Here is an 11,073-nt window from a genome sequence, read left to right as displayed (position 1 = left end):
CGCGATCAGGGAATCGCGACGGTGTCCAACAGCCGCTGCGCCAGCACAGTGGCCGACAGCGAGCCACCCGTCGGCAGCAGCCGGTGCGCGGCCACGGCGTTGAACACCGCCTGCACGTCTTCGGGCAGCACGGCGTCGCGGCCGTCGATCAGGGCCCAGGCACGCGCGGCGGCCAGCAGCGCCAGCCCGGCTCGCGGCGACAGGCCCATCTGCACCTGCCGGTCGGTGCGCGTGGCGTTCACCAGCGCGAGCACGTAGTCGACCAGCGCGGGCGCGACGTGCACGGCATCGGCTGCCGTTTGCAGCGCCACCACCTGCGCGGCGGCCAACACCGGCGCGGCGTCTTGCGGTGCGCCGCCGCCCAGGTATAGCGCGCGCTCGGAGCTCTGGTCCGGATAGCCGAGTGAGAGCCGCATGGTGAAGCGGTCGAGCTGCGATTCCGGCAGCGGGTGCGTGCCGATCTGGTTGAGCGGGTTCTGCGTGGCGATGACGAAGAACGGCTCGGGCAGCGGATAGGTCGCGCCATCGTGCGTGACTTGCCCTTCGGCCATCGCTTCGAGCAACGCGCTCTGCGCCTTGGGCGTGGCGCGGTTGATCTCGTCGGCCAGCACCACCTGGGCGAACAGCGGGCCCGGGTGGAACTCGAACGCGCCCTTCTCTTTCAGGTAGATCGACACGCCGATCAGGTCGGCCGGCAGCAAGTCGCTGGTGAACTGCACGCGCTGGTACTGCAGCCCGAGCGTGCGGGCCAGCGCGTGTGCCAGCGTGGTCTTGCCGACGCCCGGCAGATCCTCAAGCAGCAAATGCCCGCGCGCGAGCAGGCAGGCCAGCGCCAGGCGGATCTGCAGCGGCTTGCCGAGCACGATGCGGTCGAGCGCGCGCTGCGCCTGCGACAGCGCAGCCGGCAGCAACAGCGGCTGCACCGGGGCGGCCGGCGTGGGGCGAATGGGAGACAGCGAGGGTTGGGAGGGCGTCATCGAGGCGCGAGCCGAGGCAGCAATGCCAGCGAGTGTAGCGGCATCGTGCGCGGCCGGATCACCCGTGACGCGGCTACAACATCAGCGCGCCTTGGATGCGGGAATGCCCGCCTCGATCAGCACGCGCGCGGTGCGCGGCAGGCTCTTGATCAGGCGCGGGGCGTCGGTGCCGAAGGTCTGGCTGGCGGTATAGGCGCCTTCGATCAGGAAGGCCAGGTCGTCGGCCAGCGCGGCGGGGCCGGTGGCGCCAGCGGCCTCGGCGCGCTCATGCAGGCGTTCGAGCAAGCGCGCCTTGTTGCGCTGGACGAACTGCCGTGCTGCGTGCGATGCGTCCGGAAACTCCGCCGCCACGTTCACGAACGGGCAGCCCCGGTAGCCCGGGCGCGAGGCGCGTTCGGACACGTCGATGAAAAACTGCAGCAGCTGTGCGCGCGCGTCGTCCGGGTGCTTGTCCATGCTGGCGTTGAAGTAGCCCCAGAAGCTCTCGTCGCTGCGCTCCAGGTAGGCGAGGACGAGGTCGTCCTTCGACTTGAACTGGCGGTACAGGCTCATCTTGTTGACGCCGGCGCGCTCGACCACCGCCTCCACGCCGACGGCGCGCACACCTTCGTAGTAGAACAGCTGGCGGGCCGCCTCCAGCAGGCTGGCATGCGCATCCTCGCCGCTGATGCGGCGCGGGGTGGCGCGTTGGGTGACCTGCTCGGCGGTGGAAGAAAGGGCGCGGGGGCCACGTGCTGCCATGTTCGTACTCCTGCAAACGCGGCGGGAAACAAACCCCTCGCCGCGTCGGTGATATTCCATGCTTGACATGTTACCGAGCGGTACCTACTATCGCAAGCACGTTGTTACCGACCAGTAACGAATAACGTATTGCCCCCACAACAAGAATCGGACGCCTGCTCATGCAACGACTCGCCCGTTTTGTCGCCCCACGTTTCCACTACGGCTGGATCGCCCTGGCCGTGGTGTTCCTGATCCTGCTGTGCGCGGCCGGCACGCGCGCCACGCCCAGCGTGATGATGCTGCCGCTCGAGCATGAGTTCGGCTGGAGCCGCAGCACGATCTCGCTGGCCATCTCCATCGGCATTGCGCTGTATGGGCTGACGGGGCCGTTCGCAGCAGCGTCGATGCAGTATTTCGGCATCCGCCCGACGGTGCTGGGCGCGCTGGCGGTGTTGATCGTCGGCACCGCGCTGTCGGCGATGATGCATGAGCCGTGGCAGATGGTGCTGCTGTGGGGCGTGATGGTGGGCGGCGGCACAGGTGTGGCGGCCATCACGCTGGGCGCGACGGTGGTCAACCGCTGGTTCACCTCGCATCGCGGCTTGGCGATGGGCATCCTTACCGCCAGCTCCGCCACCGGCCAGCTCGTCTTCCTGCCGATGATGGCCGCAGTGGTCGAGCACTACGGCTGGCGCCCGGTGGTGCTGATCGTGGCCGGCGCGCTCACGCTGCTGCTGCCGATCGTCGCGCTGCTGCTGCCGGAATCGCCCAAGAGCGTGGGCCTGCGCACCTATGGCGAACCCGCCGATGCGCCGGAAGCCGCCCAAGGCCCGCGCGCCAACCCGATCACCCTGGCCATGAACACGCTGGTGCAAGCGGCGCGCAAGCGTGACTTCTGGTTGCTCTTCTTCAGCTTCTTCATCTGCGGCGCCAGCACCAACGGTTACATCGGCACGCACTTCATTGCCATGTGCGCAGACCACGGCCTGACCGAGGTCAAGGGCGCGAGCCTGCTGGCCGCGATGGGGATCTGTGACCTGGTGGGCACCACGCTGTCGGGCTGGCTGTCCGACCGCTACAACAGCCGCGTGCTGCTGTTCTGGTACTACGGCCTGCGCGGGCTGTCGCTGATCTACCTGCCGTATGCGTTCGGCTTCGAGTTCTTCGGCCTGCCGGTGTTCGCGCTCTTCTACGGGCTGGACTGGATCGCCACCGTGCCGCCCACTGTGCGCCTGACCAACGACGTGTTCGGCAAGGCGGCGGCGCCCATCGTGTTCGGCTGGATCGTCGCCGGGCACCAGCTGGGCGCGGCATTCGCCACGCTGGGTGCGGGCATGATGCGATCGACGCTGGGCAACTACACGCTGTCGTCGATGATCTCGGGCGGGCTGTGCGTGGCGGGGGCCTTCCTGGTGCTGCGCATCCACCGCACGCCGAAGCGCGACGTGGAGAGTGCGGGCCAGCCCGCCACGGCCTGATCGCTGCGCTACCGCCCGATCAGGGCTTCAGGAAGCCGTACTTGGCCAGGATCGCCTGGCCCGCCGGCGACAGCACGAACGTCACGAAGTCGGCCGCTTGCTGCGGCTGCTTCGTGCCGGCGGTGATGGCAATCGGATAGGTGAGCGGCACGTTCAGCGGCACCGGCTGCGCCACCTTCACCTTGTCGGCGGCGATGGCCGCGTCGGTGGCAAACACCAAACCAGCCTCGACCTCGCCGCGCGCCACGTAGTCCAGCGCTTGGCGCACGTTCTGCGCCAGCACCGCCTTGGCCGACACCGGCTCCCACAGCTTGGCCGCCTCCAGCGCGTGCTTGGCATAGCGGCCCACCGGCACCGAGGCCGGGTTGCCGATCGCCACGCGCTTCACCTCGGGCTTGGTCAGGTCCGCCAGCGCATGCACCGGCACCGTGCCGGTGGTGGGCACGATCAGCACGAGCTGGTTGGCGACGAAATCCCGCCGCGATTCGGCCTTGATGACCTTCTCGGCCACGGCCTTGTCCATCGCTTCCTGATCGGCGGAGGCGAACACATCGGCCGGCGCGCCCTTCACGATCTGCTGCATCAGCACGTCGGACGCGCCGAAGTTGAGCACGACCCTCGTCTCCGGATGCTGCGTCTCATACTGCTGCGCAAGCGTCTTGAAGGCATTGGTCAGGCTGGAGGCGGCCGACACCACCAGATCGGCGGCCTGCGCCTGCGCAGACAGCCCCAGCGACAGCACGGCCGCCAGGCCGATGACACGCACGCGGCACGGAAGCGAAAAACGTTGCATGGCAGATTCCAAGGTGAACAAGGACGGACCGTAATATACGAGCCGATATAACGACCGGTCAACGCAGTGCCGTCAAATGTCGGGCATTCAGGTTGTGCAATACCGCGCCGCCTCGTCGATGCACTCGGCCAGCCGTCCGGCAATCGGCTGCCGGCTATGGCGAGGGCGCTCCACCAGACCGATCTCGCGGAAGAAGGTGTCGTCACCCAGGCCGATCGCGCGCACCCCGGCGGGCCATGGGCCTTGCCCGAACGTCTGCGGCGCGAGTGCGATGCCCTGCCCGCGCGCCACCAACTGCGCCATGCCCTGCAACTCATCCAGCTCGATCGCCTCGTGCACGCTGATGTGCTGGTCGCGCAGGAACTGATCAACGCGGCGGCCGCCGAACGAGCGGCGGTCGTAGCGGATGAAGGGCACGGTCGCGAGCAGTGCGCGCCAGTCGTCGCCGGGCAGGCTGGCGGGGGCCAGCAGCACGAAGGGCTCGGCCACCAGCGTGCGCCATTCCAGATCGGCCGGCACGGCAAACGGCGGGCGGATCAGCACGGCGACGTCGATCTCGCCCGCGTCCACCAAGCCGAGCAGGTCCAGCGACACGCCGGGCAGGATGCGCGCGCGGCAATGCGGGAATTCGGCGCGGAAGCGCACCAGCGCATCAGCCAGGAAGGTCGACTGCACCGAGGCGATCGCGCCCACGCGCACCATGCCGCGCTGCTCGCTGCTGCCGCCCTGCTCGCCCAGCTTGTCGTAGAGCGCGACGATGTGCTCGGCCAGCGCCAGGGCATCGTGCCCGGCGGCATTGAGTGTGGCCGAGCGGCCCGTGCGGTCGAACAGCTGGAAGCCGAGCGACTCTTCCAGCCGTTGGATCTGCGCGCTCACCGCCGATTGCGTGAGCCCGATGCGCTCGCCCGCGCCGGCAAAGGTGCCGTGGCGGGCGACGGCGATGAAGGTCTTCAGCTCGCGAAGCATGGGGTCGTGTGGGGGTGGTGCAAGACCCCAAGCATACGCGTAGCGGTTACTTGAGCGCGTCGTGCGCGGTCTCGCGAACGCCCCACAGCGCCAGCAGCGCCACCGCCGCGCCGCCCATCAGCAGGAAGCCGGGCATCAACAGGTTGCCGGTCTGGCCGATCAGCGCGGTGGCCACATACGGCGTGATGCCACCGCCCACGATGGCGCCGATATTGAAGCTGAACGCCATGCCGGTGTACCGCACGCGGGTCGGGAACTGCTCCGCATAGGTCGGGTAGCCGACCGACTGCACCACCGGCAGCGGCAGCGCCACCACCAGCATGGCGAGGAAGGCCAGGCCGATGTTGTGGCGGTCCATCAGCAGCATCATCGGCAGCACCAGCACCATGTAACCGAGGAACCCGGCCGCCAGTACCTTGCGCCGGCCGATACGGTCCGACAGCGCGCCGCACACCGGCATCAGGAACGCCATGCTGATGCTGACGAAGGCCAGGATCCAGTACACCGTAGTCTTGTCGTACTTCAGGTGCGTGCTCAGGTAGAGGTTCATGAACACCAGCCCGACCCAGTAGCCGACGTTCTGGCCGAAGGCGAGCAGCGTCACGCGCAGCACGCTGCGGCCGTGCTCGCGCAGCACCTCGCGCAGGGGTGTCTTGGGCGGCTCGTGGTGCGCCTGGAACTGCTGGAACGACACCGATTCCTCCACGCGCCGCCGCACCATCGATGACACGATCACCATCGGGATCGCCATCAGGAACGGCACGCGCCAGCCCCACGCTTGCATCTGCTCCGCGCCGAGCACAACACTGGAGACGCCGCACACCGTGGCCGCCAGGGCGCCGCCCACGGCCACGCCCACGGGCGTAAAAGCGCCGTAGAACCCGCGCTGGCCGCGCGGCGCGGATTCGGCCACGTAGGCCGCCGCGCCCGTCACCTCGCCGCCGGCAAAGAAGCCTTGCGCCAGGCGGATCAACAGCAGCAGCACCGGTGCCGCCAACCCGCCGCTTGCGGCCGTGGGCAGCAGGCCGACCAGCCCGGTCGCCACGCCCATGCCAATCACTGTCACGAGCAGGATCGCGCGCCGGCCCAGCCGGTCGCCCAGGCGCCCGAGCACGATGCCGCCCACCGGTCGCATCAGGAAGGCGCTGCCGAATACGGCCAGGATGGCCAGCAGCGACGCGGTGGCGTTGTCGCTGGGGAAAAACAGCGGGCCGATGGTGCCGGCCAGGTAGCCGTACACGCCGAACTCGTAATACTCGATGGCCGTGCCGGCCGCGGCGGCGAGCGCGGCCTTGCGCGCGGTGGTCTTGGCGTCGGACACCGGTGGCGCGTCGGCCAACGGCAGGGTGGATGCGGGGGCGCTGGACATGGTGTGGCTCTTCCTTTGGTTGGTCAGAACGACATTCCGGCTTCGCGCTCTATAGGCATTGAATCAGCGGCGCGAATGCCTTGGAATCCGGTAATGGCAAGAGCTATGCCAGCGCAATATCCATTGTTTTTATCGTTCGATGCGCGACCGCTCTCCTGGGCGATGACCATGCCCATTTTTCAATCCTGCTTGGTGAATATCGATTCGTTTCCGGTGCAGCGTGTGCACCAACCTTGTTTTGCCGCGGCAGCAAGCCGTTTGGCGCGGCATCCAGGTTTTTACGAAAACGAAGAACGAACGCTCCCACGGGCTTTCATCGAAAAGCCCGAATGCAATGGACGACTTGAGAAATTGAAATTGCGACCCGTAAAGAAAAATCGCCGCGTTCGCGATCTTTCTTTACGGGCCGGCGACTTGAGAAAATGCCGGCCCGATAGAGTTGGATTTACTTGGCAAACAGCGACGCCATATTGGCAAACGCCTTGATCTCCATGGCGTTGCCCGACGGGTCGAGGAAGAACATCGTGGCCTGCTCGCCCACCTCGCCCTTGAAGCGGATGTGCGGCTCGATGATGAAGTCGATGCCGGCGGCGCGCAGCTTGTCGGCGGCGGCTTCCCACTCGGGCATGGAGAGCACCACGCCAAAGTGGCGTACCGGCACGGCGTCGCCATCCACAGCGCTGGTCTTGCGGTGGCCGACCTCCTCCGGCGCCAGGTGGGCGACGATCTGATGGCCGTAGAAGTTGAAGTCCACCCAGTCCGGCGCGCTACGGCCTTCCGGGCACCCGAGCACGTCGCCATAGAAGGCGCGCGCGGCGGCAATGTCGTGCACGGGGAAAGCCAGGTGGAAGGGGGCAAGCACAGGCGTGACTTCGCTCATGGTGTGGGGTGTGGAAGAGGGTTCAACGGAATTGGGCAGCACCGGCACGGGATGGGGGGCACCCTCGCGCCGGGCCACGAGAGGCAGTCTATGCAAGTCGTCTGATTTAGGAAAACGATGTTTTTTTGCTCTGAGCATCACCATTTTCGATGAATGGAGCAAAAAAGAAGCCGCACAGCGGCGGCGAAAGAGACACACGGTAGGCACGCATCCGCGTGGATGCGCACGAAGACAGGCCGTCAGACGGCAGCGGCAAGTGGAAACGGGAGCGAGGCACGCGGCGCCGGAACCGGCGACGTCTCGAGCGGCAGACGCACGGTGCAAACGGTGGCGTCGCCCGGCACGCTGGCGACGTGGAAGCCGGCATCGCGCGCCAAGGCGATCATGCGGCGGTTCATCGACAGCACCTCGCCGAAGATCTCGCGGGCGCCGACGGCCCGTGCAGCACGCACCAGCGTGGCGAACAGGCGCCGGCCGACGCCCTTGCCCTGCCACGCATCGGCCACCAGCATGGCAAATTCGGCCACCCCGTCTTCCTGGATGACGAAGCGGCCGTCGGCGATCAGGCGCTCACCGCCGCCATCGGCGTCCGCCACGCTCACGACCAGCGCCAGGTGGCTCACATAGTCGATCTGCGTATAGGCGGCGAGCATCTCGTCGGACAACCGCCCGCCGCCCACCAGAAAGCGTGAATAACGCGACTCGGACGACAGCCCCTCGACCAGCGCGGCCTCCAGCGGGGCGTCCTGCGGCAGGATCGGTCGCACGGTGGCGACGGAGCCGTCATGCATGGTCCAGCGATCGATCCATTGGGCGGGATAGCGGTGAATGGTGTACAGCATGTGGGGTCTCCTCACGCGGTGGATCGTTCACAGCCGCCGGGATCGCCGGCTAGCTTTTGGAATTGAACCCAGCTTAGCAGAAACCCTGACTTTTGCAAGTAAAGTTAGCTTCGACTATGCTGTTGCGTATGAAGACGCTCGAATCCCTCCCTGTTCCGCCTGCTTCCGAGATCGTGTCGTCGATGGATGAGCCGTGCTCCATCGAGGCCGCCGTGTCGATCGTGGGTGAAAAGTGGACGCTGCTGGTGCTGCGCGAGGCGTTTTCCGGGGTGACGCGCTTCGATGAGTTCCTGCGCAGGATCGGCTGCTCGTCGGCCATCTTGTCGTCGCGGCTGAAGGCGCTGGTGGCCTACGGCATCCTGCGTCGCGTGCCCTACCAGGAACCCGGCGACCGCGTGCGCGATGCGTATCGGCTGACGCGCGCCGGCGTCGACCTGCTGCCCGCCATCGTGGCGCTGATGCAGTGGGGCGACCGCTACCTCACCCCCGACGGCCAAGGCCCGGTGTTGCTGCGCGACCGCCAGAGCGGCACGCTGATCCACGCGGCGCTGGTCAACGAAGCGGGCCAGGCGGTGGCGCCCAAGGATTCGATGCGGGAGCCGAATCCGCACTATGGCCTCACGGTCGAAGTGGTGACAGACCCTACGGCCCAACCTGCAGCAAGGCAGGCCACCGGCACATAACACACAACTTTACACGGTAGGCAAAACCCCCTATCGTCGCGGATGTACGGGCCAACGCGCCGCGTTCGGCCGTCCTATTCGCGCTCCCTTTTCCGCGCGCGCCGGCCGTCCTCCGCTTCGGCCTGCCCCAACACCTCGCCGCAATCATCCGGACCGCGACTGCCATGCCCGATGCCGTGGTACCGCTTTACCACCAGATCTACGTCGTCCTGCGCCAGCAGATTCTCGAAGGCAAATTCGGGGATGGGCCGATGCCGGGCGAGATCGAGCTTGCGCGGCAGTTTGGCGCGTCGCGCGTCACCATGCGGCGCGTGTTCGATTACCTCGTCAAGGAAGGGCTGGTGCGCCGGCACCGCGGCATGGGCACGTTCGTGGTGCGTCCCGACGATCCGTTGGCGATGAGCAGTGGGCAGACGCTGCTGCAGAACATCATCGACGTGGGCGAGCGCACCTCGGCCGTGGTGGTCGAATTTGAAGACGTGCTGGCGCCGCCCGACGAGGCCAAGTGCCTGGAGGTCGCCCCCGGCACGCAGATCAAGAAGCTGGTGCGCGTGCGCCATCTGGAAGACGCGCCGATGGCGCTCATCACCACCTGGCTGCCGCTGGACGTGACCAGCAAGCTGACGCTGGAGCGGCTGGCGAACCAGTCGCTGTTGCGGCTGATCGAGGCCTCGGGCGTGCGCATCGACCGGGCGTCGCAGGTGGTGTCGGCGCGGCTGGCGGACGTGGCGACGGCGCAGTACCTGGACGTGGCCGTGGGTGCGCCGCTGCTGTCGGTGCAGCGCATCGTGCGCGAGATGAGCGGGCGCCCGGTGCAGCTGCTGCAGGGCCTGTACCGGCCCGACCGCTACGAATACCGCATGGAGCTGTCGCGCGTGGGCGAGGACCGCGCCCGCCTGTGGATCGACAACGCCGGCCACGACACGCGCGGCGGCCACAGCGAAGACGTGGAAGAAGACGAGCCGCCGCTGCAGAACGGTACCAACGGCGGGCACGCCTGAGCACCCGTCCACGCTCCGGCGCCCACCCCATCAGCATCACTTCCAACAGGGCTATTGGCCGCCAGCAGGCCGCGCGGAAAGTTGCTAGGATCGCCGCTTCGTTGCGATGCAGCAACCTTCCTCCGCGAGGTTTTCATGCCGGCATCCCCTGCTTCCCCCACGTCTGCGCCTGCCGCGCAGACCACCGCCGCCGCTGAACCCCAAGGACTGATCCGCCTGCTGACGGCCGGTGCCGGCATCAGCGTGGCGTGCATCTACCTGAACCATCCGTTGCTGGGCCTGATCAGCCGCGACCTGTCCATCGCGCCGCACGCGCTGGGCGTGCTGCCCACGCTCACGGCGGCCGGCTATGCCAGCGGCATCTTCTTCTTCGGCCCGCTGGGCGACCGCTACGACCGCCGCCTGGTGATCCTGTGGAAGGCGGTGCTGCTCACGCTCGCGCTGATCGGCAGCTGCCTCGCGCCCAGCCTGCCGCTGCTGGCGGCGTGCGGCTTTGCGATCGGCCTGTCGGCCACCATCGCGCAGGATTTCGTGCCCAGCGCCGCCGCCATCAGCACCGACGCCAACCGCAATCGCAACATCGGCACGGTGATGACGGGCCTGTTGATCGGCATCGTCAGCTCGCGCGTGTTCAGCGGCATCGTGGCGGACCACTTCGGCTGGCGCGCGGCGTTTGGCGTGTCGGCGGTGGCGATCGTCGGGCTGGCGGTGGCCGTGCGCGCGGCGCATTTTGGCGTGGCGCCGGCCACGCGGCAGCCGTACTTCACGCTGCTGCGCTCGCTGGGGACACTGTTTGCGCAGCACCCGCAACTGCGGGCGTCGGCCGTGACGCAGGCCTTTATCGGCATCGCGTTTTCCGGGTTCTGGTCGACCGTGGCGCTGCACCTGACCAGCACGCTCGGGCTGTCGACGGGGCAGGCTGGCCTGCTGGGGCTGGCCGGTGCGGCGGGCGCGCTGGGCGCAAGCATCGCCGGGCGGCTGTCCGGGCGCGTGGCGCCGGGCAACATCGTGGTGGGCGGCGCGCTGGTGATGGCGGTCACGTTTGCCGCGATGGGACTGTTCCCGCAGTCGCTGGTGGCCATCATCATCGGCACACTGGTGTTCGACGTGGGCGTACAGGCGGCGCTGGTGTCGCACCAGACCATCATCTACGCGCTGGCACCGGAAGCGCGCAGCCGCATCAACGCGGTGTTCATGACCTCGCTGTTCATCGGCATGTCGGTGGGCGCGTATGGCGCGAGCCTGGCGTGGAACGCCGCCCGCTGGAGCGGGCTGATGACGTTCTGCGCGGTGGCCTCGGCGGTGGCGCTGGGGCTGCGCCTGGTGTTCAACGCGCGGCTGGGCACGCGCTGAGGCGTCGT

General features: G+C 67.8%; 12 protein-coding genes. 4 read left to right on the top strand and 8 right to left on the bottom strand.

The features are described from left to right. Positions 1 to 5: 5 nt before the first annotated feature. On the bottom strand, positions 6 to 977 hold the full coding sequence (locus QZ609_RS01165) for a MoxR family ATPase (protein ID WP_295489907.1): 972 nt from the start codon (positions 975 to 977) through the stop codon (positions 6 to 8). Positions 978 to 1,058: 81 nt separating this feature from the next. After that, positions 1,059 to 1,718 (bottom strand): TetR/AcrR family transcriptional regulator, encoded by a 660-nt coding sequence (locus tag QZ609_RS01160; protein WP_295489903.1) that lies wholly within the window; start codon positions 1,716 to 1,718, stop codon positions 1,059 to 1,061. Positions 1,719 to 1,879: 161 nt separating this feature from the next. Between QZ609_RS01160 and QZ609_RS01155 the strand changes: the two genes are divergently transcribed. After that, a complete protein-coding gene (locus QZ609_RS01155; protein WP_295489900.1) occupies positions 1,880 to 3,178 on the top strand; it encodes an MFS transporter in 1,299 nt (432 codons plus the stop codon). Between the two features lie 19 nt (positions 3,179 to 3,197). On the opposite strand, the gene modA is transcribed toward QZ609_RS01155, so the two are convergent. The 6 genes from modA to QZ609_RS01125 all read right to left on the bottom strand — a co-directional run bounded on the left by modA (position 3,198) and on the right by QZ609_RS01125 (position 8,028). Next, positions 3,198 to 3,971, bottom strand: a complete 774-nt coding sequence (gene modA, locus QZ609_RS01150) for a molybdate ABC transporter substrate-binding protein (protein WP_295489898.1) — start codon at positions 3,969 to 3,971, stop codon at positions 3,198 to 3,200. A gap of 87 nt (positions 3,972 to 4,058) precedes the next feature. Then, entirely contained in the window at positions 4,059 to 4,937 is an 879-nt protein-coding gene (locus QZ609_RS01145; protein WP_295489895.1) for a LysR family transcriptional regulator, read from the bottom strand. A gap of 46 nt (positions 4,938 to 4,983) precedes the next feature. After that, positions 4,984 to 6,306 carry an MFS transporter gene (locus QZ609_RS01140; RefSeq protein WP_295489893.1) on the bottom strand — a complete coding sequence of 441 codons (1,323 nt, stop codon included), beginning with the start codon at positions 6,304 to 6,306 and terminating at the stop codon, positions 4,984 to 4,986. A 23-nt stretch (positions 6,307 to 6,329) separates the two neighbouring features. Next, a complete protein-coding gene (locus QZ609_RS01135) occupies positions 6,330 to 6,482 on the bottom strand; it encodes a hypothetical protein (protein WP_295489891.1) in 153 nt (50 codons plus the stop codon). Positions 6,483 to 6,751: 269 nt separating this feature from the next. Continuing rightward, on the bottom strand, positions 6,752 to 7,186 hold the full coding sequence (locus tag QZ609_RS01130) for a VOC family protein (RefSeq protein ID WP_295489888.1): 435 nt from the start codon (positions 7,184 to 7,186) through the stop codon (positions 6,752 to 6,754). Positions 7,187 to 7,425: 239 nt separating this feature from the next. After that, entirely contained in the window at positions 7,426 to 8,028 is a 603-nt protein-coding gene (locus QZ609_RS01125) for a GNAT family N-acetyltransferase (RefSeq protein ID WP_295489886.1), read from the bottom strand. A gap of 128 nt (positions 8,029 to 8,156) precedes the next feature. Here QZ609_RS01125 and QZ609_RS01120 point away from each other — a divergent pair, with 128 nt between their 5' ends. The 3 genes from QZ609_RS01120 (at position 8,157) to QZ609_RS01110 (ending at position 11,065) form a co-directional block, all read left to right on the top strand. Further along, on the top strand, positions 8,157 to 8,711 hold the full coding sequence (locus QZ609_RS01120; RefSeq protein ID WP_295489884.1) for a helix-turn-helix domain-containing protein: 555 nt from the start codon (positions 8,157 to 8,159) through the stop codon (positions 8,709 to 8,711). 164 nt (positions 8,712 to 8,875) lie between these two features. Further along, on the top strand, positions 8,876 to 9,712 hold the full coding sequence (locus tag QZ609_RS01115) for a GntR family transcriptional regulator (protein WP_295489882.1): 837 nt from the start codon (positions 8,876 to 8,878) through the stop codon (positions 9,710 to 9,712). Between the two features lie 135 nt (positions 9,713 to 9,847). Next, positions 9,848 to 11,065, top strand: a complete 1,218-nt coding sequence (locus QZ609_RS01110) for an MFS transporter (protein WP_295489879.1) — start codon at positions 9,848 to 9,850, stop codon at positions 11,063 to 11,065. The last annotated feature ends 8 nt before the right edge of the window (positions 11,066 to 11,073 follow it).

Origin of the sequence: uncultured Ralstonia sp., assembly GCA_913056305.1 — a bacterium.
Lineage (GTDB): Bacteria > Pseudomonadota > Gammaproteobacteria > Burkholderiales > Burkholderiaceae > Ralstonia.
This window is presented reverse-complemented; position numbering and strand designations above follow the sequence as displayed.